The sequence below is a fragment of the Porcincola intestinalis genome (assembly GCF_009696445.1).
GTDB classification, from domain to species: Bacteria; Bacillota; Clostridia; order Lachnospirales; family Lachnospiraceae; genus Porcincola; species Porcincola intestinalis.
This window is the reverse complement of the sequence record NZ_VULZ01000003.1, coordinates 201,926-228,628: the sequence shown is the minus strand read 5'-3', so window position 1 is coordinate 228,628 and position 26,703 is coordinate 201,926. Positions and strand designations below refer to the sequence as shown.

Here is a 26,703-nt window from a genome sequence, read left to right as displayed (position 1 = left end):
AAGATGGTTCACAGGATAACAGGCTGTCTCCGGTACTCGGAAACCGGCAGACGGCCTGTTTGATTCTGCACCGCAAGACTGCGGATGCGGGAAGAATAGACGGTCTGCAGAAGCATTGCGCGGCGTGAAGCGGCGTCTGCTTTGTCTTCTGTATCGAGAGCCCCGGATGGGACATAGAAGGCAGGAAGACGCAGCGCAGCGGGAAGGTCAGAGATGACGGGAACAGAGGCGTCCTTCCGGATCTTTCGAATCAGAGGCTGGGCGCTCTTTCGAAAACCAAGGATGCGGGCGTATAATACCGGCCTTTCTGTCCGGACATGTGCTGCATCCGATGTCCGGATGTTCAGCAGGATGTGGAGCAGGGCGCGGCGGACACGGGCTTCTGTCATCTGCCTGGTTTTTATCAGCGTGACGAACTGGTCAAACGACTTGTATTCGTCCAGGCAATTCCGGATTCGGTTCGCCAGGTCCGGCGTGACATCCAGATAGTCTGTGAGCGGGGTGCCTCCATATCGCTCCTGACAGCCCAGTTCAACCAGCCGCAGCTGCAGCATCTGTCCAAGGGCATCATCGAAGAGAAGGGCATCATGCTCAGAAGCCTTCTGAAGAAGCGAACAGGAGCTGTCTGGAAGGAGACCTTGCAGCTTGTCTGTGTGTCCTTCCCGAATCAGACGGCGGATTGTTGTGGCTGAGACAAACGAGCTGCTGCTTTCCGAATCGGCAAAGTATGATGCGGCAGAAGCATGCGCATCGGAATCAGGCGTATCGGAATCACACACGGCAGCTTTGCCATGATAGCCTTCTCCAATCCGCCGGATCGGAACCGGCCTGAGCGGGCTGTGCAGCCGCTCGATGGCTTTGAGATATTCAACCGCCAGAATATTGTTCGGCTGAGAAAGCTGCGCTGCAAGGCGGGCTGTGTCTCTGCAAGATTCATCAGGAGCGCATGAACCGGCACATGACTCCTCTGTGCTGCGGAAATCCAGGTATGCTTCCATGCGTGCCTGAGGAAAGGAATGCCCCATTTTCAGCCGATTTTGAAGAAAGGTTCTGTACAGTGCGGGCTCTTCTTCACGTGGAAGAGCAAAGAAATGTGCAGCACCGCTTAAAAGCTCAAGGGTTCCCGCTTCACAGCCAAATGAAAGTCCGTCGATGACATTCAGCGCGCTCAGTATGGCTACGCCGCCTTCTGCAAAATATTCTGCACTCGCGCAGGCATAGCAGACAGGCAGTTCCAGCACCAGATCCGCGCCGCCGAGGAGTGCCATTCCGGTGCGCGTCCATTTGTCGGCAAGGGCGACGCTTCCGCGCTGTACAAAATCCGGGCTCATGACTGCAACGACATAGTCCGCGCCGGACAGTTCCCTTGCCTTTTGAATCTGATAGGCGTGACCTTTGTGGAAAGGGTTGTATTCTGCAATGATTCCAACTGTATTCATGTCTGATTCCCTGATGAGCGGCTGTGATTTTCAGAAGCCATCTTATCATGCGTACAGGAACGGGGCAAATGAAACGGATGGAGATCACACAGTTATATAAATGACCCTTATAATCGATCCATATTAACGAGAAGAGGTGTAAATCCTGTATGTAGGATTGCCTGCAGGGGTAAAACCGATTAAAATAAACTCATCTATACAAGGCTGTGTATCGGCACGGCCGATGTCCGTGATAAAGACGGAAAGGAGCCGTTCATGAAAGGAACTTATACATCACTGAACAATCTGAGGAGGCAGGTATTTGAAGAGGTCGCCAGGCTTGCCTATGAGCAGGCGCCCTACGAGGCATTCAATGACGTGCCCTACCATATCATTTCCGGAGAATACGGGACATACCGTGACAGCGTCTTTCTGGAGCGGGCAGTCGTCCGGCAGCGGATCCGGCTGGCGGTCGGCCTGAGTCCGCACCGGGCGAACGAAAACCAGCCTGTGTCAAAGGGCGTCGAGGCTGCCGACAGGCCGGAATGCTACTATGAACCTCCGCTGATCAATGTGATCAAGTTTGCCTGCAACGCCTGCCCGGACAACGTCATCCATGTCACGGACGTCTGTCAGGGATGCCTTGGACATCCGTGCCAGGAGGTCTGCCCGAAGGGCGCGATCAGGGTCTATGACCACAAATCGCATATCGATCAGAGCCTCTGCATCAAGTGCGGCAGGTGTATCCGGGAGTGTCCGTACGGCGCGATCATCCGGCAGGAAAGACCGTGCAGAAAGGCCTGCGGGGTCGATGCGATCCGCTCTGATGAGCATGGACTGGCAGATATTGACTATGATAAGTGTGTGTCCTGCGGGATGTGTCTGGTGAACTGCCCGTTTGGTGCAATTGCGGACAAGTCCCAGATCTATCAGTGTATTCAGGCCATTCACTCAGAGGAGCCGGTCTATGCGATTGTGGCACCGGCGATTGCAGGTCAGTTCGGACCGAAATGCACGCCTGACAAGCTCCGGCCGCTTTTCAGGGCGCTTGGCTTTAACGGTGTCTGGCAGGTATCGGCCGGTGCTGACATCTGTACACTCCAGGAGGCGGAAGAGTTTTTAAAGCTCGTTCCGGAAAAACAGCCGTTCATGGGGACAAGCTGCTGTCCGGCATGGTCCGCGATGGCGAAGAAGCTGGTTCCGGAGCATCCGGAGATGATTTCCATGGCATTGACGCCGATGGTCTTCACGGGGCGTATGGTCAAGCACAAGTTCGGCAAGGACTGCAAGGTTTGCTTCGTGGGACCCTGTGCTGCAAAGAAGCTGGAAGCGCAGAGAAAAACGATCCGGTCCGATGTCGATTTTGTTCTGACCTTCGAGGAACTTGCCGGTATGATCGCAGCAAAGGGCATCGAGTTCGATCAGCTGAAGAGCGAGCCGTGGGATTCGATTGCGTCCGGTGACGGAGAGGGCTTTGCACAGTCCGGCGGCGTTGCACAGGCGGTTGTAAACCGGGCCAGAGAGCTGGAACCGGACAAGGATGTCAAGACAATGGCGGCGGAGGGCCTCGAAAACTGCAAAAAGATGGTCATGATGGCAAAGACCGGAAAGCTGAACGGATATCTGCTGGAGGGGATGGCCTGTCCGGGCGGCTGCATCGCCGGAGCGGGGACAATCCAGCCGGTCGCAAAGTCGAAGGCGTCGCTGGCGAAGGCTGTGAAGGAGGCACCATTTGCCCGCTGCTCGGAGACATCGCTTAAGGAGGCCGGAAAAGCAGCGGCACTGGACAATTGAGAGGCAGGGTCTCCGGAAGGTCGGCAGGATGAACAGATACCGGAGGCGCGCCTGACAGGGTTTTGGACTGAATAACGTACTTGTGCCGCCAGTTGCAGAAGTCTATAATAAAAAAAGGTGTGCGCATCGCAGATTCACTGCGGCCACAATGTGCGTGAGATCGCGGACATCCAGTAAAGCTGTGTATACAGGAAAGGAGCTTTTGTTATGGGATTCATGGATGAGATCAAGGCGAAGGCGAGAGCGGACAGAAAGAGAATTGTTCTGCCGGAGACCGAGGATGAGAGAACATACCGTGCCGCTGCCAAGGCAATCGAGGAGGATATCGCGGATATCATCCTGATCGGGAAGGCAGATGTCGTTGCAGAGAAGGAAAAAGAGTACGGTGTAGACCTTTCCAAGGCAACCGTGATTGATCCGGAGAAGAGCGATAAGCTTCAGAGCTACATCGACAAGCTGGTCGAGCTGAGAAAGAAGAAGGGTATGACCCCTGAGCAGGCGAAGGACACCCTTCTGAACCAGTATATCTACTATGGGGTCATGATGGTGAAGATGGGCGATGCAGACGGTCTTGTCTCCGGTGCATGCCATTCGACAGCCAATACGCTCCGCCCGTCTCTTCAGATCCTGAAGACCGCTCCGGGCACGAAGCTGGTCTCCGCATTCTTCCTGATGAATGTCCCGAACTGCGAGTACGGTGACAACGGAACCTTTGCGTTTGCAGACTGCGGACTGAATCAGAACCCGACAGCGGAGGAGCTGGCAGCGATCGCAGGCTCCACGGCAAAGTCCTTCAAGGCACTGACCGGCCATGAGCCGCGCGTTGCGATGCTGTCCTACTCGACGATGGGCTCTGCAAAGCACGACGATGTCACAAAGGTTCAGGAAGCGACAAGAATCGCGAAGGAAGAGTATCCGGACATCGCACTTGACGGAGAGATGCAGCTGGATGCGGCAATTGTTCCGTCTGTCGGAGAGTTCAAGGCACCGGGCAGCAAGGTGGCCGGCCATGCGAATGTTCTGATCTTCCCGAATCTGGATGCCGGAAACATCGGCTACAAGCTGGTTCAGAGGCTTGCGAAGGCAGAGGCATACGGACCGATGACACAGGGAATCGCGGCACCGGTCAACGATCTGTCCAGGGGCTGCAGCTGGGAGGATATCGTCGGCGTCATCGCCATCACCGCTGTCCAGGCACAGATGCAGGGCTGAGAGAGGAGAAGACCGATGAAAGTACTGATTATCAACTGCGGAAGCTCTTCTCTGAAGTATCAGATTATTGATTCTGAGAGCGAGCAGGTAGAAGCAAAGGGAATCTGCGAGAGAATCGGGCTGGATGGAAGATTGACCTATCAGCCGACCGGCGGTGAGAAGGAAGTCACCGATGCGCCGATGCCGACGCACAACGAGGCGATTACCCTCGTATTGAAGGCACTTGTGAATCCGAAGACAGGTGTCCTGAAGAGCCTTGACGAGATTCAGGCGATTGGCCACCGTGTCCTGCACGGAGGCGCAAAGCTGACAGAGTCCCGCATTGTGGACGATGAGGTCATCGCAGCCATCGACGAGGCTTCTGACCTCGGGCCGCTTCACAATCCGGCGAATCTGATCGGAATCCGCGCCTGCCAGAAGCTGATGCCGGGCAAGCCGAATGTTGCGGTCTTCGATACCTCCTTCGGCATGACGCTTCCGGAATATGCATATCGCTATGCAATCCCGACGAAGTATTATGACAAGTACAAGATCCGCCGTTACGGCTTCCATGGAACCTCTCACAGCTTTGTCTCGAAGGAGACAATCAAGTTCCTGGGACTCGACCCGGACAACTCAAAGGTCATTGTCTGCCACCTTGGCAACGGAGCTTCGATCACAGCTGTCAAAAACAGCAAGTGTGTCGATACGTCCATGGGTCTCACGCCTCTTGAGGGGCTAGTCATGGGGACCCGCTCCGGCGACCTTGATCCTGCAATCCTGCAGTATATCTGCAACCACGAGAAGATTGACATCAACGAGATGCTGCGTATCCTCAACAAGGAGTCCGGTGTGATGGCGCTGTCAAACGGCCTGAGCTCCGACTTCCGCGACCTTGAGGAAGCGATGGACAACGGAAACACGGCAGCAGGTCTTGCAATCGATGCGTTCTGCTACCGTGTCGCGAAGTATGTCGGCGCCTACGTGGCGGCGATGAACGGAGTGGACGCGATCACATTCACGGGCGGCATCGGTGAGAATGCAGGGATCGTCCGTAAGAAGGTGCTCGCACATCTCGGCTACCTTGGCATTGCGATGGACGAGGAGCAGAACATGAAGCGCGGCGAGCGGTTCATCCTCTCCACGAAGGATTCGAAGGTGACCGTTTCTGTCATTCCGACGAATGAGGAGCTTGCAATCTGCCGTGAGACGGTCGCGCTTGTGAACGCGCAGTAAGAGACCCGCGGTAAGAGACGCAATTGTCACACGCAATTGTCATAAAAAGTCCTGCTTGACATCATGTGAGCAGGACTTTATAATATCAAAGTGCGCTTGGAGGAATTCTGTCTATGAACCTGAATCTGACCGAAGTGCTCCTCGAAGAGGGGACTGTACTGGAGAAGGAACTGCCGGTCGATCTCAATCAGTTGGAATTTTCGTTTGGAACCTATCCGGTTCTGGAGAAGACACCCCTGAAGATCACGGTTTGCAGGGACAAGAAAGAGAACCTGCTCATCTCCGGGAAGGTAAGGATTGTGGTCGAGATTCCCTGTGACAGATGTCTGGAGCCCGTGCGGGTGCCGCTTGACCTGTCGTTCGATGAGAGGGTGAATCTGGGCGAGAGCAGTTCTAAGAATGCATCTGCAGAAGAAGAGGATGAGTCCGCTGCTTCTGAGGAAGACGCATTCGAGAAGGACTACATAATTCAAGGATACAACCTGGACGTGGATAAGCTCATTTCCGGTGAGGCATTGCTGAACTGGCCGTCCCGTGTCCTCTGCAGGGAGGACTGCAGGGGCCTGTGCCCGGTCTGCGGCCACAACCTGAATCAGGGTGAGTGCGGCTGCGATCGCAGACAGCTTGATCCAAGAATGGCAACTGTCCTGGATGTTTTCAGAAGTGTTGATAAGGAGGTGTAACCCATGTCGATCTGCCCGAAGAATAAACATTCCAAGTCTAGAAGAGATATGAAGCATGCGCAGTGGAAGATGTCTGCTCCGACTCTTGTAAAGTGCAGCAAGTGCGGCGCTCTGATGAAGCCGCATCAGGTCTGCAAGGCTTGCGGATGCTACAACAAGAGAGAGATCATCAAGGTTGGCGCTGAGGCCTGACGCTGATGACTGCTGTGGAAGGAGGGCAGCTGCTGCCTGATTTCCAGTCAAGTTGTGTACATAAGGGATTGCTGCGAATGCGGTGATCCCTTTTGTTGTCTTGCAAACGGACAACCGATTTAGTATAGTAAACCCGGATATGGAAACAGCCTGATGGGAGGTTTCAAGGTGGCAGAAGAGATCAGAATTGCCCTGGACGCGATGGGAGGCGACCATGCGCCGGGGGAGATCGTAAAGGGTGCGGTACATGCCGCCATGCACCATGACGGCATGAGAATCATTCTCGTCGGAAGACAGGAGGAGGTCCGCCGGGCGCTTGAAGAAGAGACACAGGCGGCGAAGGCGGATGCGTCTGCTTTACCCGGGTGGCAGGATCGGATCAGCATTCGGGACGCGAGGGAGGTTATCTCCACTTCGGAGCACCCTGTGGATGCGATCATGCACAAGCGGGATTCCTCGATGGTCGTCGCACTGACGATGGTAAAGAAGGGCGAGGCGGACGCAGTCGCATCGGCCGGAAATTCCGGCGCTCTGATGGTTGGCGGTCAGGGAATCGTCGGCAGAGTCAGGGGTGTTCAGAGACCGCCGTTCGGGACACTGATTCCGACAAAGAGAGGCGTCCTGCTGCTTGTGGATTCAGGAGCCAATGTGGATGCCCGTCCGCAGTTTCTGGCACAGTGGGCAAAGCTCGGAACCATTTACATGCAGAGCAGCCTCGGCATCAAAAGCCCGAAGGTTGGGATTGTAAACATCGGGGCGGAGGAGGAAAAAGGCAATCAGCTTGTCAAGGATACCTATCCGCTTCTGAAAAAGATGCACGAGGATGGCGAGATCAATTTTGGCGGAAGCTGCGAAGCAAGAGATATCCCGGAAGGGGAATTCGATGTCGTTGTCTGTGACGGCTTTGTGGGCAACGTCGTGCTGAAGATGTATGAGGGCGTTGCAAAGGTCCTTCTTTCCGAGATGAAGGCAGGGCTGCTCTCCAGCACGCGGTCAAAGATCGGGGCACTTCTGATTAAGCCTGCGCTGAAGAAAACGCTTAAGAAGTTCGACAGCAGCCAGTACGGCGGTGCACCGATCATCGGACTGACAGGGCTGGTCGTGAAGATGCACGGAAGCTCCAAGGCCGTCGAGGTCGAGAGAGCCATGGACCAGTGTGTTCAGTACCGGGAGCAGCGGATTGCGGACAGGATCCAGGACTACGCGGCCGGGGAGAAGAAAAAACAGGATGCCGCAAGGGCGGCGGAAAAAGGAGTTTAAGGATGGAAGGAAACAGCGTGGAATTTGAGAAGCTGCAGCAGATCATTGCTGATGTTCTGAGCGTGGATGTAGACGAGATCAAGCCGGAGACGACCTTCAGGGACGACCTCGGGGCGGACAGCCTGGATGTTTTCCAGATCATCATGGGACTGGAGGAAGAGTTCAGCATCCAGATTCCAACAGAAGAAGCGGAGAAGATCGTGACCGTCGGCGATGCTGCAGACGCGATTGCCAAGGCGGTCAAGTGAGGTGAAAGCCATGATCTCAGCGGCAGAGGCAGAGAAGCTGCGGAAGCTGGAAGGTGTGATCGGCTATCCGTTTCGGGACAGGCAGCTGCTGTTCCAGGCACTCTGTCACAGTTCTTATGCGAATGAACATCGTGAGGAGGGTGCCCGGGACAATGAGCGGCTGGAGTTCCTCGGTGACAGTGTCCTGGAGGTATGCAGTTCCGATTTTCTATACAGAAAATACCCGGAGATGCCGGAGGGCGATTTGACAAAGTTCCGCGCGAGCATTGTATGTGAACCGACCCTTGCACTCTGTGCACGGCAGTTCGGGCTGCCCGGCTATCTGAACCTCGGAAAGGGCGAGGAACTGACTGGCGGCAGGAGAAGAAATTCAATCGTTTCCGATGCACTTGAGGCGGTGATTGGCGCCATCTATCTGGACGGTGGCCTGGAGCCTTCAAAAACCTTCATCGACCGTTTCATTATGGATGACGCGGAGCATAAAAAGCTGTTTGTAGACAGCAAGACCATCCTGCAGGAGGTCGTTCAGCGAAAACCGGATTCGGAGATCTCCTATGTCCTGACAGGCGAGGAGGGACCGGACCACGACAAGCACTTTTCCGTCGAGGTGGTGATCGACGGCGGAACCTACGGACAGGGAACCGGAAGCACGAAAAAAGCAGCGGAGCAGGAGGCCGCCTACAACACCCTTCTGCAGCTGAAAAAACAGGGAGTGCGGATCAGCTGACGCGGTATCATTTCTCACGGTCAGCCCGCAGGTTTTTGGTTTTTGCATCTCAATCACAGAGAGCCAGACTCATCTGGCCGGGGGCGTTGGTGCGATGCGCCACGCCCATTTTCTATTATCAGGAATCCGATTCTATGTATCTGAAATCTCTTGAAGTTCAGGGTTTTAAATCCTTTGCAAACAGAATCCTGTTTCAGTTCCACAACGGCATTACGGCAGTTGTAGGACCGAATGGTTCGGGAAAGAGCAATGTTTCCGATGCGATCCGGTGGGTGCTCGGAGAGCAGAGTGCCAAGTCCCTCAGAGGCGGCTCGATGCAGGACGTCATCTTTGCGGGGACGCAGACCAGAAAGCCGATGAGCTATGCCTACGTCTCGATTACCTTTGACAATGCGGACCATCTTCTTCCGGTTGAGTATGATGAGGTCACGGTTGCCAGACGGCTGTACCGCTCCGGCGAGAGTGAGTATCTGATCAACGGAACCGAAGTGCGGATGCGGGATGTGCAGGAGCTTTTTTTCGATACCGGAATCGGAAAGGAGGGCTATTCGCTGATCGGGCAGGGTCAGGTCGAGAAGATCCTGAATGGAAGACCGGACGAACGACGGGAGCTGTTCGACGAGGCGGCCGGCATTGTGAAGTACAAGCACCGGAAAGCCTCCACGCTGAAGAAGCTCGAGAGCGAGCAGGCAAACCTTGTCCGCGTCAACGACATTCTCTCGGAGCTTGAGCGCCAGGTCGGGCCATTGAAAAAGCAGTCCGAGAAGGCCAGGGTCTATCTTGAAAAACGAGACAGCCTGAAGGCACTCGATGCCAATGTGTTCCTGCTCAGCAGTGAAAAGTCAGAGACTGCCCTTGAGGAGACGGATCAAAAGCTGAGCGTGGCGAAGGATGAGCTCGAGGAAGCCGGAAGAAAGCTTGAGGAGACGAAGGAACGGTATGAGAAGCTGGAGGCAGAGCTGAAGGAGGACGCTGGAAGGATGACCGCCCTCAGTGAGGAAATGAACGCCGCCAGGCTGTCACGCCAGCAGGTTCTAGGCCAGACAGAGCTTCTGCTTGAGCAGATCCGTGCACTGGAATCAGGCCAGAAGGAGCAGGGAGAGCGGAGGGACAGACTGTCCTCGGAGATTGAGGAGCGAAAGGAAAAGTTGGGGGAGTCGGTCAGCCGCCTTCAGGCGCTCGATGAGTCTGTCCTGAAACTTGAGGCACAGAAAGCTGAGCAGGAGAGCTCCAGAAAAGCGCTTCAGGAGAAGATGGAGGCGCTCAGCCAGAAGATTGAGGAGGAGAAGTCGGAGATCATCCGGCTGCTCGGCGAGCGGACCGATATCCAGACCGACAGGCAGAGAGCGGAGACACTGATGGAGCAGCTCTCCGTTCAGGAGGCGCAGCTGAATGCGCGCGAGCTGGTTCTGAAGAGCGACGAGAAGGAGGAGACAACCTCCAGGAAGGAGCTTGAGGAGCAGCGGACCGGCGCCGAACAGGAGGCAGGAGATCTGAAGCTCCGCTCCAGAAAGCTGAATCTGGACCTCAATGACGCGCAGGAAGCCTTTGCATCCGGAAATGAGAAGCTGGCGCAGGCCAGGGAAGATTATCAGAGACAGAGTGCCCGCTTCGAGACGCTCCGATCAATGACGGAGCGGTATGAGGGCTACGGCGGCTCGATTCGCAGAGTCATGGAGCAGAAGGATCATTTCCCGGGGATACTGGGCGTGGTCGCGGACCTGATCCAGACCACGAAGAAATATGAGCTGGCAGTTGAGACGGCGCTCGGCGGTTCCATTCAGAACATTGTCACCGACAACGAGCAGACAGCCAAGAGCATGATTGCTTTTCTGAAGGAGAATAAGTTCGGAAGAGCGACATTTCTCCCGCTGACGGCGATGAAGGCCCAGGACTTCTCCCAGAAGAGTGCGCTGAATGAGCCGGGTGTGGTCGGGCTTGCCTCCGGGCTTGTCACCTGCCGGGATATGTTCCGGCAGCTCGCCGGGCATCTTCTCGGAAGGACGCTTGTCGTCGACCAGATTGACCACGCGGTGGCGATCGCAAGAAAATATCACTATTCGATCCGGATTGTGACGCTCGACGGCGAGCTGCTCAGCCCGGGCGGCTCGATGACCGGCGGTGCCTTCCGCTCAAGCAGCAACCTGCTTGGAAGGCGCCGGGAGATTGATGATCTTTCGCGTGCGCTTTCGAAGAAAAAGCAGGCGCTTGACAGCCTTGAGAAGGAGGTGGAGCAGGCGCACGACCGCAGAAATCATCTCAGGGAGGAGATTGCCGCGGTGACCGGGAAGATCCAGCAGAGCAGCTATGATCTCGGAACCCTGAAGATGAAGATGCAGGATGTGGATCTTCGCATTCAGAAGACGCAGGATGCATTTGCGCAGATCAATGCCCAGCGGGAGGAGATCGTCCGTCAGCGTGAAAGCCTCAAGGCACAGCATGATGTCAGCGGTGACAGTCTGAAGCAGTCGGATGCGTCCCAGAAGGCGCTCAATGACGACATCGACAGCCGGACGAAGGAGCTTGATGCGCAAAAGAGGAGTGCGGCAGAGGCGGATACCTTGCTCTCCAGGCTGCAGGTTCAGCTGGCCGGAAGCGGTCAGGAGCGGACATTCATCACACAGAATCAGGAACGGCTTCGGGAAGAAATACATGCGCGGGAAATGGAGCGGGACGGGATCGAGGAAACGCTCCGGAATCAGGCAGCCTCGAAGGCGGACAAGGAAGAGAAGATCGGCAGTCTGAAGGAGCAGGCGCAGAAGGAGCAGGAGAGGGAGGCACAGCTGAAGGAAGAGCTTCAGCAGCTGACAGCGCGCAGAGATGAGAAGGAGAAAAAGCAGAAGACCTTCTTTACCGAGCGGGAGCAGCTTGCGGAGCACAGCACATATCTGGACAGGGAGGTCTTCCGGCTGGAACAGCAGATCGAGAAGATGAAGGCTGACCGGGAGAAGGACATCGCATACCTCTGGGAGGAGTATGAGCTGACTCCGGTTGCCTGCAGAGAGCTCAAGCGGGATGATCTGGGAAGTCTTACGGAGATGAAAAAGCGTATCGGCGAGCTTCGCCATGATATCCGCCAGCTTGGAAGTGTCAATGTCGGGGCGATCGAGGAGTACCGCGAGCTGTCACAGCGATTCGAATTCCTCTCTGCCCAGCATGAGGATCTGGTGAAATCTGCAGCGGACCTTGAGAAGATTATCAAGGATCTGGATGAAGGCATGCGGGACCGGTTCAAGGAACAGTTCTCGATGATCCAGACCGAGTTTGACCGCACATTCAGGGACCTTTTCGGCGGCGGGAAGGGAACGCTGGAGCTGGAGGAGGGCGTGGATATCCTGGACGCCGGTATCCGGGTCATTGCCCAGCCGCCGGGAAAGAAGCTCCAGAACATGATGCAGCTCTCCGGCGGGGAGAAATCACTGGCTGCCATTGCTCTTCTGTTTGCAATTCAGAACCTGAAACCGTCCCCGTTCTGCCTGCTTGATGAGATCGAGTCGGCGCTGGATGAGAACAATGTGGAGCGTTATGCCCAGTATCTGCGCAAGTTGACAAAGCATACCCAGTTCATTATCATAACTCACAGACGCGGATCCATGACCGCGGCTGACAGGCTCTACGGGATTACCATGCAGGAGAAAGGAATCTCGGCACTGGTTTCCGTTGACCTGGTGGCTGACAAGCTTGATGCGTGAGAAGGGAGCAGGATTCATGGCAGGATCGGAAAAAAAGGGAGGGTTTTTCAGCAGACTCGTCCGGGGGCTGACCAAGTCAAGGGACAATCTCGGCAGCAGTGTGGAGGATGCCCTGTCTGGATACACATCGATCGATGACGATTTTTACGATGAGATCGAGGAGATCCTGGTCATGGGGGATGTCGGCATCGGTGCGACAACCTCCATTCTGAATCACCTGAAGCAGAAGGTGAAGGAGCAGCATGTCAGAAAACCCGCCCAGTGCAGGGAGCTGCTGCTGCAGAGCATCAGGGACGAGATGAATGTCGGACAGGCGGACTACCGGTTTGAGCATGAGAAGAGTGTTGTCCTTGTGGTGGGGGTCAATGGCGTCGGCAAGACGACATCCATCGGCAAGCTGGCCGGTCTTTTGAAGCAGGAAGGCAGAAAGGTCGTCCTGGCTGCGGCGGATACATTTCGCGCCGCGGCAGGAGAGCAGCTTGATATCTGGGCCAGAAAGACAGATGTGCCGATGATCAGCGGACAGGAAGGATCGGATCCGGGCTCGGTTGTCTACGATGCCATCGCGGCGGCGAAGGCGCGGGACGCGGATGTCCTGCTCGTCGACACGGCAGGGCGTCTTCATAATAAGAAGAACCTCATGGCGGAGCTGGGAAAGATCAACCGGATCATTGACAGAGAGTATCCGGAAGCCTACAAGGAAACGCTGGTGGTTCTGGACGGAACAACCGGGCAGAATGCGCTGGCGCAGGCCAGAGAATTCAAGGAAGTCACCAATGTGACCGGTATTATTCTGACGAAACTTGACGGGACGGCGAAGGGCGGCATCGCGATCGCAATTCACTCTGAGCTGGGAATCCCGGTGAAGTACATCGGAGTTGGAGAACGGGTTGATGATCTGCAGAAGTTTGACGCAGACCAGTTTGTAAACGCGCTGTTCGATGTCAAAAAGTCGGACCTTTGAGACAGGCGGACAGGCGCGAAGAACACGGCAGCTGCAGTTCTGCCGAGCGGTTGCGGGGAAACCGCCGGAGGCGGAGAAACGGCATTCAGGCAGCCGGAGGAGGCTTATTCGAGATGAAAAAGATGCTGACAAGGGAGGCCTTTGAGGAAGCCTCACAGATCGTAAGGCAGGTCACGGAAGACACAAGGCTTGTCTACAGTGATTACTTCAGCAGCCAGTGCGGAAACAAGGTATGGCTGAAGCCGGAAAACATGCAGGTGACGGGTGCCTATAAGATTCGCGGTGCGTATTACAAGGTTTCGACGATGAGCGAGGAGGACAGGAAGAAGGGCCTGATCACGGCATCGGCGGGGAACCATGCCCAGGGAGTCGCCTATGCTGCGAGAAAGTATGGCTGCCATGCGACCATCGTCATGCCGACGACGACACCGCTGATCAAGGTCAACCGGACCCGCTCATATGGAGCGGAGGTTGTTCTGTACGGGGATGTGTACGATGAATCCTGTGCCTATGCGCTGAAGCTTGCGCAGGAGAAGGGCTATACCTTCGTCCATCCTTTTGATGATCCGACCGTTGCTACCGGCCAGGGGACAATCATGATGGAGATCTTCAAGGACCTTCCGCTTGTAGAGTATGTCCTGGTTCCTGTCGGAGGCGGCGGACTGGCGACAGGTGTGTCCACGCTGGCAAAGATGCTGAACCCGAACATCAAGGTGATCGGTGTCGAACCATCAGGGGCAGCATGCCTTTCGGCTTCTCTGAAGGCCGGACATGTTGTTACACTTCCGACAGTCAGCACCATTGCGGACGGGACAGCCGTAAAGACACCGGGCGAGCATGTGTTCCCCTATCTTCAGAAGAATATCGATGAGGTCATCACGGTTGATGACGACGAGCTGATCGTGGCCTTCCTTGATATGGTCGAGAACCACAAGATGATCGTGGAAAACTCCGGACTCCTGACGGTCGCGGCGCTGCGGCATCTCAAGGTGAAGGACAAGCGGGTTGTCTCCGTTCTGTCCGGCGGCAATATGGATGTCATCACGATGTCCTCCGTTGTGCAGAGAGGACTGATCCAGAGAGACCGGATCTTCACGTTCTCAGTGATGCTGCCGGATAAGCCGGGCAGTCTTGTCAAGGTTGCAACCGCCATCGCACAGGCGCAGGGCAATGTCATCCGTCTGGCACACAACCAGTTTGTAACGACCAACCGGAGCGCGGCGGTCAAGCTGACAATCACGCTGGAGGCATTCGGAACGGAGCACAAGGAGATGATCCTGAAGAAGGTTCGGGAGGCGGGCTTCGAGCCCAGGATGGAGGATGCTGCCCTGTAAGGAGGACAGGCATTCCATAGGGATGGCAGCCGGGGAACGTTCCCTTCAGGAGCAAAATCCGGGAGTGAGAAAGGTAAGAAAGGTGTCAAGAAAAAATACTTGACACCTTTTTGATTATCCTGTATTCTTACGCAGGTGATGTTCAATGGAAAAGATTGTCGAGCAGACGATGCTCTTTGATTTCTACGGCGAGCTTCTGACCGAGCATCAGAAACAGGTATTTGGCGATGTCATCCTTGGCGACCTGTCCCTGAGTGAGGCTGCGGCGCAGTACGGTGTCAGCAGGCAGGGCATCCATGACCTGGTAAGGCGCGTGGACGCGCAGCTGAGGGAGTATGAGTCAAAGCTTCATCTGGTGGAACGCTTTCTGAAAATACGGAAGGAAGCGCTTCAGATCCGACAGATGTGTGAGGACGGAGAGGGCGTCGGAACAGGTGCCGGCAGCGTCAGACAGATCTGTGACCGGATTTTGAATGAGCTGTGACGTCCGGGATTGAGATCTTTCCGGGATGGGTAAGAACCGGAGGCAGACAGCCTGAGAGGAGGCAGTGAATGGCATTCGAGAGTTTGTCGGATAAACTTCAGAATATCTTCAAAAACCTCCGCAAGAAGGGAAAGCTGACGGAGGAAGATGTCAAAAGCGCGCTGAAGGAGGTCAAGCTGGCGCTCCTGGAGGCGGATGTTTCGTTCAAGGTCGTCAAGAGCTTCATGAAGGATGTGCAGGATCGGGCGGTCGGCGCGGATGTCATGAATGGCCTGAATCCCGGTCAGATGGTGATCAAGATTGTCAGTGATGAGCTGACGTCTCTTATGGGATCAGAGATGGTTGATCTGAAGCTGAACCCGCAGACCTCGATGACGGTCATCATGATGATGGGACTGAACGGAGCCGGGAAGACAACCACATCCGCAAAGCTCGCGGCGAAGCTCAAAAGCAGAGGCTACAGGCCTCTTCTGGCCGGCCTTGATATCTACAGACCGGCTGCGGTGAAGCAGCTGCAGGTCAATGCTGAGAAGATCGGAATTGACGTCTACTGGGACGACAAGCATGAATTCCTGCCGCCTGACATCGCGAAGAACGCGGTCGGCTATGCTCAGCAGAACGGGTACAATATCGTAATTCTTGATACAGCAGGCCGTCTGCAGATCGACAAGGATATGATGGACGAGCTGCATGAGATCAAGGAGAAGGTCACAGTCGATGACTCCATCCTTGTTGTGGATGCGATGACCGGACAGGATGCTGTGAATGTGGCTTCCGCATTCGAGGAGAAGGTCGGAATCGACGGTGTGATCCTCACAAAGCTCGACGGTGACACACGAGGCGGCGTAGCGCTCTCGATCCGTGCGACGGTCGGGAAGCCGATCCTCTATGTCGGGATGGGTGAGAAGCTGGATGATCTTCAGCAATTCTACCCGGATCGCATGGCATCAAGAATCCTCGGCATGGGCGATGTGATGACGCTGATTGAGAAAGCCCAGCAGAATGTCAACGAGGAACAGGCAAGGGCGATGGAGCAGAAGCTCCGCAAGGCGTCCTTCGGATTTGACGACTATCTGGCTTCGATGGACCAGATGAAGAAAATGGGCGGTATGAAGTCCGTGCTGTCGATGATCCCCGGGGTCAGCACGTCTCAGATGTCGCAGTTTGAAGATGCGATCGACGAGAAGGCCATGGCGAGAACCGAGGCCATCATCTACTCCATGACGCCGAAAGAACGGTCCAATCCGGATATCCTGACCCCGTCAAGGCGGGCAAGGGTAGCAAAGGGAGCAGGCGTATCGATTGACGAGGTCAATCGTCTGTGCAGGCAGTTTGAACAGTCCAGAAAGCTGATGAAGCAGTATGGCAATATGCTGAAGGGCGGAAAAAAGCGCCGAGGCTTTGGCGGGATGGGCGGTCTGGGAGGCATGAGACTCCCGTTCTGAACAAGCGTGTGTTCGGTGTAAGGAGAGCCGGACGGCCGTGCTGCAAAAAGACGGAGCCGGTGAAATCAGCAGGCGGACGCCGGAGACCAGACAGACATTCGTACAGGCCACAGGCAGGAATACAAGAACGGATGAATATGCGCAGATGCGCATTTTCACATAGAATCATTACAAGCATCAATCTTATTTTTGGAGGAATGAAACATGTCAGTCAAGATCAGACTCAGAAGAACAGGAAAGTTGAAGACTCCGCATTACAGAATCGTTGTCGCGGATTCCAGATCACCGCGCGATGGCAAGTGCATCGCAGAGATCGGAACCTATGATCCGAACACCGATCCGAGCACCTTCCACATCAATGAGGAGGAGGCAAAGAAGTGGCTCAGCAACGGCGCTCAGCCGACCGCAGTCGTAGGCAAGCTTTTTAAAATCGCCGGAATCGTAAAATAAGACGAAGGGGACGCCGATGAAAGAGTTAGTGGAAACAATTGCAAAGGCTCTTGTCGAACACCCTGAAGAAGTTGAGGTTACGGAGAAGGAAAGCGGGAGATCAATCCTGGTTGAGCTGAAGGTTGCCCCGTCTGATATGGGCAAGGTGATCGGAAAACAGGGCAGAATTGCGAAAGCCATCCGCTCCGTCGTGAAGGCTGCTGCTTCCAGAGACGACAAGAAAGTGATCGTTGATATCCTTCAATGACCTGGTGTCCCGCACTTTGGCATCCGCCAAGGCGCGGGACTTTTTTTAAAGGAGTATATCTATGCTGCAGCCATACCTGCAAATCGGCGTCATTACATCCACGCATGCCCTGAAGGGAGAAGTCAAGGTTTATCCGACAACCGATGATGTGAGACGGTTCGAAGACCTCACGGAGGTATACGCAGCCTCAGATCCGGAGCTTGCAGGGGAGGCGCTTTTTGTAGAGTCCGTCCGCTATTTCAAGAATATGGTGATTCTGAAATTCCGGGGACTCGACCGCATCGAGGATGTGCAGACGCTTCTCAGAAAGAATCTGTATGTCGCCAGGAAGGATGCGGTTCCCCTCGGACAGAACCAGTATTATGTGGCAGATCTGTACGGGATGGAGGTGATCCGTGAGGAAGACGGGACATCTCTTGGAAGGATCACGGATGTTCTGGCGACAGGTGCCAATGATGTCTATGTTGTCAAAGGACAGCAGGATCCGAAGAAGGAAATTTTGATTCCGGCGATCAGAGACTGCATCCGGAAAGTCGATCTTGAGGGCGGAACGATGACAGTACATCTGCCTGATGGTCTGGTCTGAAGCCGGAGAACCAGCAGAACAGACCTGAATGCTGGATGGACAAAATGTGGACGGTGGATTGCGGACGGTCAGAGATGCGCTCCCGGGGCGGGGGCAGGAGGAGCTCTTTGAATTTTCATGTGCTGACATTGTTCCCGGAGATGATCGAAGATGCATTTTCTTCGAGCATTACGGGAAGGGCGAAGGAAAGGGGGATACTGACACTGGACTGTGTCAATATCCGGGACTTTGCGGAAGAGAAGAGAAAAGGGAGAGTTGACGATTATTCGTACGGCGGCGGAGCAGGTATGATCATGCAGGCGGAACCGGTGTACCGGGCGTGCGTGTCTGTGCTCGACCGGATAGGCGGAAAGGGAGGCAGAAGACCGCGTGTCTTATATATGTCCCCTGCAGGAAGCAGGTTCAGCCAGCGGATGGCGGAGGAGCTCTCCCGGGAGGACGATCTTGTCTTTTTATGCGGGCACTACGAAGGGATTGACCAGCGTGTGATCGATGAGGTGGTGACGGACGAGGTGTCGATCGGAGACTTTGTCATGACAGGCGGTGAGCTTCCCGCGCTGGTGATGATGGATGCAATCTCCCGCATGGTACCCGGCGTGCTGAGCAATGAGGAGTCCGCCGGGACAGAGAGCTTCATGGGGGACGGCCTGCTGGAGTATCCGCAGTATTCCAGACCGGAGCTCTGGAGGGGGCACCGGGTACCGGAGATCCTTCTGTCCGGAAACCACGGCGCTGTGGACCGCTGGCGCCGGGAACAGTCTCTGATGATCACGGCCAGCAAGCGGCCGGATCTGTGCAGCGGCGCCGTTTTGGACAAAAAGGACCGGAAATTTCTGAGAGAGGCGGGATTGACCGGGGCCTACCGGGATGCACGGGAGATCTGAGAGAGATGGACCCGGATGCCGTGCTTATGTTGAGAGAGGGAGGAGCCATGATTCGCAATATCGTATATGATGTGGGATATGTCCTTGTCAGCTATACCTGGCGGGAGGATTTCAAAAGATTTGGCTATGACGAAGCTGGTGTCCGCCGCCTTTCGGAGCAGCTTTTTGGCAGCAAGGATCCGAAAAGCATCCGTACATACTGGGAGAAGTACGACCTGCACGAAATCAGCGATGAGGAGATTGAGGAATACTGCTACAGCCATTTTCCGCAGGATACCAGGGCACTCAAATGGTTTTTCAGGGATCCGTCTGTCTGGTCTGTCTGTCTTTCTGATCTCGCGGACACCATTCCTGTGATGAAAAAGAAGGGCTACGGTGTTTATCTTCTGTCCAACTACCCGGAGCGGCTCTGGAAGTGTCAGGTGGAGAGCGCACCGTTCATGACGGATGTTGACGGTGTGGTCGTTTCCTGGGAGGAGGGCTGCGGAAAGCCGTCGGAACGTTTTTACCGGACCTTATTTGAGCGCTATGGGCTGAAGCCGGAGGAGTGCCTGTTCCTCGACGACCGGAAGGACAATACAGACGCAGCCGGAAAACTCGGGATGAATGCCATTACGCTCAGCTCGCCGGAGATGAGACGGACAGCCATCGCCGAGCTTGAACAGCTGCCGGATCTTGCCAGATAACAAAGTCATGACCATACAGATGTCGGGAGGAGACATATGCTGAAGCAGTTATCGATCTATGCAGAGAACAAAAAAGGAACACTGGAGCATATTACGGGGGTACTGCTCCGGGAGGGAATCAACATTCTGGGCTCCATGACGGAGGACAGTGCGGAGTACGGCGTCAACCGGATGGTGGTTTCCGATCCGGAGAAGGCAAAGGATGCACTCCGGAAAGAGGGCTACCAGGTCAGCGTCAGGGACGTGGTCGGCGTTGAAGTAGAGGATAAGGTCGGAAATCTGAACCACCTTCTGAAGGCACTCCTGGACATGAATATCAATGTCGGATACCTCTACCTGTCCTTCAACAGACAGAGCGGTCTTCCGATCATGGTCTTCAGCACCGATGATGTCTGGGAGGTTGAGAATGCGATTCGTGACAGAGGATTCCATACCCTGTAACAGAGAAGAAATTGAAACAAGGCTGGAGAGGAAGATGGACGGGAATATGAGGACTGGAAGAGAGCGGCAGCAGCGGAATCTGGGAATAGACCTTCTGAGAATTTTCTGTATGTTCCTGATCTGCATTCTGCATGTCTGCGGGCAGGGAAGAGCGATGGTCCGGTATGCCGGGCGGGAGGAAGTCTGGTACAGTGTCTATATCCTCGAGACGGCGGCTTACTGTGCGGTCAACACCTATGGGATGATTTCCGGCTATGTCGGCGTCCGTTCTGTGCGCCGGCCGTCCAGAATCGTTGAGCTCTGGCTGAGGGTATTCTGGTATTCAGCGCTGGGAACGCTGATCGCTGTGACATTCTTTCACCTCCCTGTAGAATCGGATACCCTCTATCAAGCACTGCTTCCGACCATGTGGAAGACCTACTGGTATTTTTCAAGCTATGTGGGCGTGTTTGTGATCGAGCCATACCTGAACCGTCTGGTGAAGTCGCTGGGAAGCGCCGGTAAAAAGAAGCTGATGATCACTTTGTTCCTCCTCTGCTCTGTCTTCACGATGGTTCCGCGTGTTGCGAATAGAGACTTCCTGGGAATCGGTGCCGGGTACAGCTTTCTGTGGCTGTCCGTCATGTATATCATCGGAGCCTGCGTCAGGGAACTTACAGACCAGAACGGTCCAGAGAGACAGAAGCAGGAGTGCTCAGAACCCGGCGGTGCGGAAACTGGCATCACAGAGACCGAAACCACGGCTGGCGTGAAAGAACAGAAAGAGGATTCTGAGAAAAACGTGGATTTCCTGCACCGGTCAGGCGGCTTCTATGGTATGCTGTACATAATCTGTGTCCTGGTGACCTGGATTTCAAAGATCCTGATCGAGAACTGGACGACATCCGTCTACGGAGAGGCGAGATATGGCCGGCTTCTCTTTTCATATGCCAGCCCGACGATTGTCATCTGTGCATTTTGCCTGCTGATGATTTTCAGCAGGCTGAAATGCAGAGGGCGGGTGCTGAGAGAGCTGATCCGGTTTTTCTCCCCGCTGGCGTTCTCCGTGTATCTGATGCAGCTTCAACCTTACTTCTGGGAGTATGTGCTGGCAGGAAGGTATCAGTTCATTGCAAAGCTCGGACCGGCAGCGGCGTGCCTGATGGTGCTCGTTATGGCAGCAGCCCTGTATCTGGAGTGCACGGCAGTTGACCTGGTGAGGATGGCTGCCTTCCGTCTTCTCCGCATCAGAAGGGTGGCGCAAGTGATCACCGACTTCGCACTCAGACCCTTTGCGGGGCTCACAGAACAGGAAAACAGGGAGGCTTCCGGAGAGGTCTGACCGCTGGACAAGATAAGCAGCGATTGCAGCATGGAGAGGGAATCATGCCGCCAGGCAGGCGGCGGAAATGGAGATGCTATGGAAAAGAGAGTAGTGGCAGCGCTTGGGCATCACGCAGTGGGAACGAATTTTCCGGAGCAGTACAAGGCAGTCCATGCATCCGTGAAGGTGCTGGCCGATCTGATCGAGACCGGATGTCAGCTGGTGATTACCCACAGCAATGCCCCGCAGGTAGGGATGATCCACACGGCGCTCAATGAGTACGCGAAAAACCATGAAACCTACAATGCGCCGATGTCCCTCTGCTCGTCGATGAGTCAGGGACTGGTGGGATATGATATTCAGAACATGCTGCACAGTGAGCTGATGGATCGCGGTATCTACCGGACGGTCTCAACTGTGATCACGCAGGTGATCGTGGATCCGTATGACGAGGCTTTCTATCATCCGGTCAAGGTGATCGGGCGTATCCTTACGAAGGAGGAAGCGCAGGAGGAAGAGAACAAGGGCAACTATGTTGTCGAGGTCGAGGGCGGATACCGCCGGATAGTTGCCTCTCCGAAGCCGATTGATATTGTTGAGATCGATGCCATCAATGCACTTGTTCAGGCCGGACAGATCGTGATTGCCGGAGGTGGCGGCGGGATCCCGGTTCTGAAGCAGCCGCACAGACTCAAGAGCGCGAGCGCGATTGTGGAGAAAGATCTGACGGCCGGTAAGCTGGCAGATCTGACAGATGCGGACATCCTGCTGTTCCTCACAGGCGTCGATCAGGTTTCTCTTCATTATGGAAGCAGTCACCCGGAGCCGGTCGACCATCTGTCAGCTGCTCAGGCCAGAGCCTGCATGGCAGACGGAGAGTTCGACGAGACCGGCATGCAGCCGAAGATCGAAGCCAGCGTCAATTTTGTGTCTCAGAAGGCAGGAAGAAAGGCTGTGATTACTTCCCCTGAGAAAGCACTGGCGGCGCTCAGGGGCGAGGCAGGGACGACGATCCAGTAACCGGCTCTCTTCCTGAGGCCGGAGGATGCGCGCTGTCTGGACAAAGCATATGGACAGCACAGGTGGCTGAAGCCGGAATCCCTGCCCGCCTGACGGAAGAGGAAAACAGGTCAGGACTTATAAAATTCTGAAATATTATAATCAATACGTACAATTACAGATAAAATAAAATTTATTCGATTATATATTGACAAAATCGGCTCGCCCTGCTATGATACAGACAAGAAGAAAACAAAGAGGTTCTTCTTAAAAGCCTCCAACGATCAGGAGGCAGCTCTCCGGAAAGACGGAGAAATCTGAGAAAGGCAGGTACCCTCCAATGGGAACTGAACCGATTCATCAGTGAAAGGGACATGGAGAGAAGTTGTCTATGTCCCTTTTCTTTATCTGATGAAGTAAGAAAAGAAATATATAATAAGAGAAATTAACAAAAATATCTTGGAATAACGATTAAACAAGTATATAAAAATCGGCGTAAAAATATCATAGTAAATTAATACAAAGAATATGAATCTGGTCATGCTTATCAGAATAATGTGAATTATTTACGAAAGAGGGTGGGTATTTAAATAAATTGTTGTTACACTATATTTTATTAATAAGGATGTTCAAGAGAGGGAGTAGTATGAAAAAGAGTATTCAGTTAGTAGCGGCGGCGTTATTTGTTTGTATGTTATTGACGACTCCGGCAATGGCAGCAAACCATTTTAGTTTTAAGTTTAATGATTTGTACAACTATACATATAATGAAAGCTGGACAAAAGCAAATGGGTCAAATGCTTATACAATAACGCTCTCAAGAATGAATGGTTTAAGCATGAATACAATGTCTTCAACTAATATCTTTGGCTGTCGCATGAAGGATATGAGCATTGTACCTGTTGTTGATGATTATCATACGTTTTCAAATTATGTGTCAAATTACGCGATTGGATATCGTGTCAAGCCCAATACGGGAGACACCATGAAATTGGGAGGAAAGAAAGACAGTGCAAGTACTTCCACAGCACAGCTAAGAATATCTGGCTATGTAACTCCATAACAATCATCGCGTCGTAAATTGAAGCAGACAGAATTCTAAAGGTTGCCAGGGTGTTTCCCAGGCAGCCTTTTGTAAATTAGGTGAGAAGATGAACATTAAAAATTGGAAATGTTTGGTAATTACATTCATTTTATGCTTATCGCTGGCTCAATTGTCGTTTGCAGCAGAAACAGCTGCAGAAGGTGATGTAAAATGGTACGAAATGGGCTTAAAAAGTTTTGAAGAAGAAAAGTTGATTGACAAGCTTATGGAGGGACGGAATTATCAAAGGGAAGAAAACGATAGTAATGGATGGGTTAGCATTTCATGTGGAGAGGAATATCTGGGTTATGGGGCTGGAAAATTATCTTATCAAAAGAATGACACTTCCAGTACAGAAGGCGACTTGATTTTTTCGTTTCCATTGGGATTGAGGGGGGAATCAAAAGAGACTGCACGGGATCAGGATAAAATAGAAGAACTATCTTCCTGGCTGATGGAAATTTGCCTGACGTCAGAAAACGAACAGATGAATCTGGTGAAATCGGAGTCTTATACGGCGCAGCAAATACAGGTTCAGCTTGATAAAGCGCTTGAATATGACGACACGTTGTCCGGCATCATTGGAAATGGCGTATTCAAAGATTATAGCAAGTACGTAACGTTTGAGTATGAACTTTCCTATGAGAGAATTCCTGTTATGGGCTATCATGAACTGCCAGAGGGGTTTTATATGGATATTGCGGCACCGACCCCTGTATATATCCACGGACTTGTCGGGGATGGAAGCCTGATCTACTTGAATATGCAGGGCTTGTTTGAGACGAAGGGTAGTGAGAAGGCTTCAATGATTTCTCAGGATGAAGCGCAGAAGACTGCTATGGATTCAATAGCTGATTTCATACCGGATGGGTCTGTCAAGTTGAAAGAGAACAGATTGGAGTATGTACCGATACCAGATTGGAATAGCACATCGGAGGCACCACAAAAATTGGTGCCTTATTGGTATTTTGAGTTTGAAGCTGAAGATGAAAATGGAGAAACTATTACGCAGCCAGTGCGGATTAATGCGATGACTGGCGGGGATTTGTCATATGGCGAGTAGCAAGATGAAGAGAGTGTTAGTCTGTTTGCTGGCATCTATATTGTGCGCCGCGTGTATTCCTTTGGACAGTATTGATGTTTACTGCAGTGTATTACAAAATCCAGGAAGTTCTGATCTACAATATTTCTGGTTAAATTCTATTATCTATGGTGGTATTTATGGTGCCTATTTTCTCTTCATCTTATCGGCATGGCCCTTTTCGGATCGGTTCTGCAGGGAATATCAGAATGGCATCTGGAGATACCTGATCGCACGTGCAGGGAGAAGGAGATATGTATACCGGTGTTTTGTTGCTGCATTCACAGGCGGAGGACTGGTAGCAGCAGCCGGGGGCTTGATCTTTTTGATAGTTTCTTCCTCGTTTTGTCCTTTTTTTCGGGAAAGGCGTTATATCGAAGTAACGATGTTTCCTTATACTTCATTTTTGAAAAGTGATCCTTCTATCTATTTTTTGATCATGCTTTATCTCCTGTTTCTTACTTCTGGTCTGCAGACTTGTATTGCGCTGACTTTTTCTGCTTACGTTCCTTTACGTTATCTAGTCTGCCTGGTTCCGTACATTTCTATGTTCTTTCTGTCGAGAGCCAATGCGCTTCTTGCCATTCCAGAAAAGTGGAGATTGAATTTCTGGATGAGTGCACGTTCGGGACCTTTTGGCGTATGGGGAAATCTAATTCTGACAACGGGTGTGATCGCGTTGATCCTGATAATGTGCTGTTATCTGTTTGACAGAAGACTCAAGTGGAGAATTGCCCATGAGTAACCTGATATCAAAAAGCCTGGCTGTAAGTAAAATCCGGCTAAGAGATCGGATGTGGAATAAGAGACTACTAATGACAGGCGGCGTTTTCTTCCTTTTTCTTTTTATGACAGAAGAGGGGATTGTAAGAGTTGCCATACAAAACCGTATGTATGTCTCACCTTATATATTTCCTTTTTTATCCAGTGACTGGGTTTTCCAGATGATGGCATCCGGGTATTTTGTCTGGCTCGTGTCAGACCTGTGCACGGTCAGACCTTCAGATGAATATATTAGGAGAAGAGCAGGAGAAAAATCATGGAGATTTGGTAATTGTATCGCACTGCTGGTGAGCGCGCTAGCTTTTTCTGTAGGAATCTTAGTTTTTTCTACATCGTTTTTCTTTCCGGTGCTTCAGCCGTCTATGGAGTGGGGCAGGTTCTGGAATACTTTGTCAAAGGTGAATAGTTCGGCATTCGGTGTTCGAATTCAGGTATCCCCCATGCTGCCGCATCTATATAAGCCGTCAGAAGCTATGTTTCTATCTTTTCTTCTTCAAACTCTAGAATTGTCCTGGCTTGCGTTGCTTATGTATCTTCTAAACAGTTTTTCTTATACAATGATGGGACTTTATGTGTCAGTTGCGTTTATTTTTCTGGATGTTTTTCTGTCTAACACCATGCAGGAAAGATATTACAGATTTTCACCAGTTACGTTGGCTCAGCTTGGAAACTACACACTTGCAACCAGACGCTATGGCATGAGCCTCTCTTATGGAATTCTGTTCTTTCTACTCGGGAATATTCTATTCAGTATTCTGTTGTTATTAGAGCCAGGACGAATGGGGGAATCAGCGTGAGGCATACGTTGGATGTAAAAAATCTGTCAAAGAATTTTAAGGAACAAGTGGTTTTCTCAGAAGTTTCGATGCGGTTTGAGAGTGGGAGGATATACGGGCTGATTGGAAGAAATGGGTCTGGGAAAACAGTGTTTCTCAAATGTATCTGTGGATTTATACATGCGGACACAGGAGAGATATGGCTGGATGACCGGAAGCTTGGAGAGAATATGGAGTATCTGGATGACTGTGGGTTTTTAATCGAAAGACCCGGTTTCATGGAAGATCTCTCCGGACGTGAGAATTTGAAATATATTGCATCTATCAGGAAAATCGCCGGGGCGGACAGGATAATGGAGTGCATGGAGCAGGTCGGACTGGATCCGGGAGATAAGAAACACGTCAGCAAGTATTCAATGGGAATGAAACAGAGGCTGGGTGTTGCTCAGGCGATAATGGAGAATCCATCGATCCTCATCCTGGACGAACCTATGAATGGTCTGGACGATAATGGGGTTGTCCTGATGAGAAAACTCTTGTTAGGACTTCGAAATCAGGGAAAACTGATTTTGATTTCAAGCCATTATATGGAAGATATCCAGCTGCTATGTGACAAAGTATATCGTTTTCGAAATGGATGCGTGGAACCGTTCGTGTTTGTTGACAGCCCCCGGCATTGCTGATAGAATCCGCTATGGTATTGACGATGATACAG

The 26,703-nt window shown here is 52.9% G+C and carries 27 protein-coding genes; 26 read left to right on the top strand and 1 reads right to left on the bottom strand.

Translation table 11 applies throughout. The annotated features are described in order from the left end of the window. Window positions 1-8: 8 nt before the first annotated feature. Complete coding sequence (locus tag FYJ35_RS04590; RefSeq protein ID WP_154523814.1) at window positions 9-1,439, bottom strand: tRNA(Met) cytidine acetate ligase; 1,431 nt, start codon at window positions 1,437-1,439, stop codon at window positions 9-11. A gap of 255 nt (window positions 1,440-1,694) precedes the next feature. Here FYJ35_RS04590 and FYJ35_RS04585 point away from each other — a divergent pair, with 255 nt between their 5' ends. The 26 genes from FYJ35_RS04585 (at window position 1,695) to FYJ35_RS04460 (ending at window position 26,671) form a co-directional block, all read left to right on the top strand. Beyond that, window positions 1,695-3,212, top strand: coding sequence for a 4Fe-4S dicluster domain-containing protein (locus FYJ35_RS04585; RefSeq protein WP_154523811.1), 1,518 nt, complete (start codon window positions 1,695-1,697; stop codon window positions 3,210-3,212). 207 nt (window positions 3,213-3,419) lie between these two features. After that, the gene (gene pta / locus FYJ35_RS04580; protein WP_154523808.1) at window positions 3,420-4,424 is read left to right on the top strand and encodes a phosphate acetyltransferase; all 1,005 of its coding nucleotides are present in this window, start codon (window positions 3,420-3,422) and stop codon (window positions 4,422-4,424) included. A gap of 15 nt (window positions 4,425-4,439) precedes the next feature. After that, window positions 4,440-5,639: an acetate/propionate family kinase gene (locus FYJ35_RS04575; protein WP_154523805.1), complete on the top strand. Its 1,200-nt coding sequence runs from the start codon at window positions 4,440-4,442 to the stop codon at window positions 5,637-5,639. Window positions 5,640-5,752: 113 nt separating this feature from the next. After that, window positions 5,753-6,322, top strand: coding sequence for a DUF177 domain-containing protein (locus FYJ35_RS04570; protein WP_154523802.1), 570 nt, complete (start codon window positions 5,753-5,755; stop codon window positions 6,320-6,322). 3 nt (window positions 6,323-6,325) lie between these two features. Further along, window positions 6,326-6,514, top strand: coding sequence for a 50S ribosomal protein L32 (gene rpmF, locus FYJ35_RS04565; RefSeq protein ID WP_154523799.1), 189 nt, complete (start codon window positions 6,326-6,328; stop codon window positions 6,512-6,514). Window positions 6,515-6,682: 168 nt separating this feature from the next. Then, a complete protein-coding gene (gene plsX / locus FYJ35_RS04560) occupies window positions 6,683-7,774 on the top strand; it encodes a phosphate acyltransferase PlsX (RefSeq protein ID WP_328597040.1) in 1,092 nt (363 codons plus the stop codon). A 17-nt stretch (window positions 7,775-7,791) separates the two neighbouring features. After that, window positions 7,792-8,022: an acyl carrier protein gene (gene acpP / locus FYJ35_RS04555; protein ID WP_277067283.1), complete on the top strand. Its 231-nt coding sequence runs from the start codon at window positions 7,792-7,794 to the stop codon at window positions 8,020-8,022. Between the two features lie 10 nt (window positions 8,023-8,032). After that, window positions 8,033-8,749 (top strand): ribonuclease III, encoded by a 717-nt coding sequence (gene rnc / locus FYJ35_RS04550; RefSeq protein WP_154524032.1) that lies wholly within the window; start codon window positions 8,033-8,035, stop codon window positions 8,747-8,749. Window positions 8,750-8,883: 134 nt separating this feature from the next. After that, window positions 8,884-12,441, top strand: coding sequence for a chromosome segregation protein SMC (gene smc / locus FYJ35_RS04545; RefSeq protein WP_154523790.1), 3,558 nt, complete (start codon window positions 8,884-8,886; stop codon window positions 12,439-12,441). Window positions 12,442-12,457: 16 nt separating this feature from the next. After that, window positions 12,458-13,405 (top strand): signal recognition particle-docking protein FtsY, encoded by a 948-nt coding sequence (gene ftsY, locus FYJ35_RS04540; RefSeq protein WP_154523787.1) that lies wholly within the window; start codon window positions 12,458-12,460, stop codon window positions 13,403-13,405. Window positions 13,406-13,527: 122 nt separating this feature from the next. Beyond that, window positions 13,528-14,739 carry a threonine ammonia-lyase gene (ilvA, locus tag FYJ35_RS04535; RefSeq protein WP_154524029.1) on the top strand — a complete coding sequence of 404 codons (1,212 nt, stop codon included), beginning with the start codon at window positions 13,528-13,530 and terminating at the stop codon, window positions 14,737-14,739. 145 nt (window positions 14,740-14,884) lie between these two features. Further along, a complete protein-coding gene (gene ylxM, locus FYJ35_RS04530) occupies window positions 14,885-15,223 on the top strand; it encodes a YlxM family DNA-binding protein (RefSeq protein WP_154523784.1) in 339 nt (112 codons plus the stop codon). Between the two features lie 68 nt (window positions 15,224-15,291). Further along, window positions 15,292-16,668 (top strand): signal recognition particle protein, encoded by a 1,377-nt coding sequence (gene ffh, locus FYJ35_RS04525; RefSeq protein WP_154523781.1) that lies wholly within the window; start codon window positions 15,292-15,294, stop codon window positions 16,666-16,668. A gap of 204 nt (window positions 16,669-16,872) precedes the next feature. Continuing rightward, window positions 16,873-17,118, top strand: coding sequence for a 30S ribosomal protein S16 (gene rpsP, locus FYJ35_RS04520; protein WP_154523778.1), 246 nt, complete (start codon window positions 16,873-16,875; stop codon window positions 17,116-17,118). Window positions 17,119-17,134: 16 nt separating this feature from the next. Then, entirely contained in the window at window positions 17,135-17,365 is a 231-nt protein-coding gene (locus tag FYJ35_RS04515; RefSeq protein WP_154523775.1) for a KH domain-containing protein, read from the top strand. Window positions 17,366-17,429: 64 nt separating this feature from the next. Beyond that, on the top strand, window positions 17,430-17,951 hold the full coding sequence (rimM, locus tag FYJ35_RS04510; RefSeq protein ID WP_154524026.1) for a ribosome maturation factor RimM: 522 nt from the start codon (window positions 17,430-17,432) through the stop codon (window positions 17,949-17,951). A 107-nt stretch (window positions 17,952-18,058) separates the two neighbouring features. Next, the gene (gene trmD, locus FYJ35_RS04505; protein WP_154523772.1) at window positions 18,059-18,835 is read left to right on the top strand and encodes a tRNA (guanosine(37)-N1)-methyltransferase TrmD; all 777 of its coding nucleotides are present in this window, start codon (window positions 18,059-18,061) and stop codon (window positions 18,833-18,835) included. A gap of 47 nt (window positions 18,836-18,882) precedes the next feature. Continuing rightward, window positions 18,883-19,521 carry an HAD family hydrolase gene (locus tag FYJ35_RS04500; protein WP_205839707.1) on the top strand — a complete coding sequence of 213 codons (639 nt, stop codon included), beginning with the start codon at window positions 18,883-18,885 and terminating at the stop codon, window positions 19,519-19,521. A gap of 36 nt (window positions 19,522-19,557) precedes the next feature. Further along, window positions 19,558-19,962: an amino acid-binding protein gene (locus FYJ35_RS04495; RefSeq protein WP_154523766.1), complete on the top strand. Its 405-nt coding sequence runs from the start codon at window positions 19,558-19,560 to the stop codon at window positions 19,960-19,962. Next, window positions 19,928-21,283, top strand: a complete 1,356-nt coding sequence (locus tag FYJ35_RS04490) for an acyltransferase (RefSeq protein WP_205839706.1) — start codon at window positions 19,928-19,930, stop codon at window positions 21,281-21,283. Before FYJ35_RS04495 ends, FYJ35_RS04490 begins: the two co-directional genes overlap by 35 nt. Before the next feature lie 78 nt (window positions 21,284-21,361). After that, window positions 21,362-22,285 carry a carbamate kinase gene (gene arcC / locus FYJ35_RS04485; protein WP_154524024.1) on the top strand — a complete coding sequence of 308 codons (924 nt, stop codon included), beginning with the start codon at window positions 21,362-21,364 and terminating at the stop codon, window positions 22,283-22,285. A gap of 625 nt (window positions 22,286-22,910) precedes the next feature. Beyond that, window positions 22,911-23,327, top strand: coding sequence for a hypothetical protein (locus FYJ35_RS04480; RefSeq protein WP_154523760.1), 417 nt, complete (start codon window positions 22,911-22,913; stop codon window positions 23,325-23,327). An 88-nt stretch (window positions 23,328-23,415) separates the two neighbouring features. After that, complete coding sequence (locus tag FYJ35_RS04475; protein ID WP_154523758.1) at window positions 23,416-24,411, top strand: hypothetical protein; 996 nt, start codon at window positions 23,416-23,418, stop codon at window positions 24,409-24,411. Continuing rightward, window positions 24,401-25,174 (top strand): hypothetical protein, encoded by a 774-nt coding sequence (locus tag FYJ35_RS04470; RefSeq protein WP_154523755.1) that lies wholly within the window; start codon window positions 24,401-24,403, stop codon window positions 25,172-25,174. Before FYJ35_RS04475 ends, FYJ35_RS04470 begins: the two co-directional genes overlap by 11 nt. Then, window positions 25,167-26,009 carry a hypothetical protein gene (locus FYJ35_RS04465; protein WP_154523752.1) on the top strand — a complete coding sequence of 281 codons (843 nt, stop codon included), beginning with the start codon at window positions 25,167-25,169 and terminating at the stop codon, window positions 26,007-26,009. The genes FYJ35_RS04470 and FYJ35_RS04465 overlap by 8 nt, the downstream gene beginning before the upstream one ends. Before the next feature lie 8 nt (window positions 26,010-26,017). After that, window positions 26,018-26,671: an ATP-binding cassette domain-containing protein gene (locus tag FYJ35_RS04460; protein WP_235906361.1), complete on the top strand. Its 654-nt coding sequence runs from the start codon at window positions 26,018-26,020 to the stop codon at window positions 26,669-26,671. The last annotated feature ends 32 nt before the right edge of the window (window positions 26,672-26,703 follow it).

What these genes read in the sequence shown, in the direction of transcription:
- ylxM (WP_154523784.1), top strand. Translation starts at nt 14,885, where the DNA reads ATGGAAAAGATTGTCGAGCAGACGATGCTCTTTGATTTCTACGGCGAG.
- arcC (WP_154524024.1), top strand. Translation starts at nt 21,362, where the DNA reads ATGGAAAAGAGAGTAGTGGCAGCGCTTGGGCATCACGCAGTGGGAACG.
- ilvA (WP_154524029.1), top strand. Translation starts at nt 13,528, where the DNA reads ATGCTGACAAGGGAGGCCTTTGAGGAAGCCTCACAGATCGTAAGGCAG.
- FYJ35_RS04500 (WP_205839707.1), top strand. Translation starts at nt 18,883, where the DNA reads ATGATTCGCAATATCGTATATGATGTGGGATATGTCCTTGTCAGCTAT.
- smc (WP_154523790.1), top strand. Translation starts at nt 8,884, where the DNA reads ATGTATCTGAAATCTCTTGAAGTTCAGGGTTTTAAATCCTTTGCAAAC.
- FYJ35_RS04575 (WP_154523805.1), top strand. Translation starts at nt 4,440, where the DNA reads ATGAAAGTACTGATTATCAACTGCGGAAGCTCTTCTCTGAAGTATCAG.
- FYJ35_RS04480 (WP_154523760.1), top strand. Translation starts at nt 22,911, where the DNA reads ATGAAAAAGAGTATTCAGTTAGTAGCGGCGGCGTTATTTGTTTGTATG.
- rpmF (WP_154523799.1), top strand. Translation starts at nt 6,326, where the DNA reads ATGTCGATCTGCCCGAAGAATAAACATTCCAAGTCTAGAAGAGATATG.
- rnc (WP_154524032.1), top strand. Translation starts at nt 8,033, where the DNA reads ATGATCTCAGCGGCAGAGGCAGAGAAGCTGCGGAAGCTGGAAGGTGTG.
- FYJ35_RS04515 (WP_154523775.1), top strand. Translation starts at nt 17,135, where the DNA reads ATGAAAGAGTTAGTGGAAACAATTGCAAAGGCTCTTGTCGAACACCCT.
- FYJ35_RS04465 (WP_154523752.1), top strand. Translation starts at nt 25,167, where the DNA reads ATGAGTAACCTGATATCAAAAAGCCTGGCTGTAAGTAAAATCCGGCTA.
- FYJ35_RS04495 (WP_154523766.1), top strand. Translation starts at nt 19,558, where the DNA reads ATGCTGAAGCAGTTATCGATCTATGCAGAGAACAAAAAAGGAACACTG.
- FYJ35_RS04570 (WP_154523802.1), top strand. Translation starts at nt 5,753, where the DNA reads ATGAACCTGAATCTGACCGAAGTGCTCCTCGAAGAGGGGACTGTACTG.
- FYJ35_RS04470 (WP_154523755.1), top strand. Translation starts at nt 24,401, where the DNA reads ATGGCGAGTAGCAAGATGAAGAGAGTGTTAGTCTGTTTGCTGGCATCT.
- ftsY (WP_154523787.1), top strand. Translation starts at nt 12,458, where the DNA reads ATGGCAGGATCGGAAAAAAAGGGAGGGTTTTTCAGCAGACTCGTCCGG.
- FYJ35_RS04475 (WP_154523758.1), top strand. Translation starts at nt 23,416, where the DNA reads ATGAACATTAAAAATTGGAAATGTTTGGTAATTACATTCATTTTATGC.
- pta (WP_154523808.1), top strand. Translation starts at nt 3,420, where the DNA reads ATGGGATTCATGGATGAGATCAAGGCGAAGGCGAGAGCGGACAGAAAG.
- rpsP (WP_154523778.1), top strand. Translation starts at nt 16,873, where the DNA reads ATGTCAGTCAAGATCAGACTCAGAAGAACAGGAAAGTTGAAGACTCCG.
- FYJ35_RS04585 (WP_154523811.1), top strand. Translation starts at nt 1,695, where the DNA reads ATGAAAGGAACTTATACATCACTGAACAATCTGAGGAGGCAGGTATTT.
- ffh (WP_154523781.1), top strand. Translation starts at nt 15,292, where the DNA reads ATGGCATTCGAGAGTTTGTCGGATAAACTTCAGAATATCTTCAAAAAC.
- FYJ35_RS04490 (WP_205839706.1), top strand. Translation starts at nt 19,928, where the DNA reads ATGCGATTCGTGACAGAGGATTCCATACCCTGTAACAGAGAAGAAATT.
- FYJ35_RS04590 (WP_154523814.1), bottom strand. Translation starts at nt 1,439, where the DNA reads ATGAATACAGTTGGAATCATTGCAGAATACAACCCTTTCCACAAAGGT.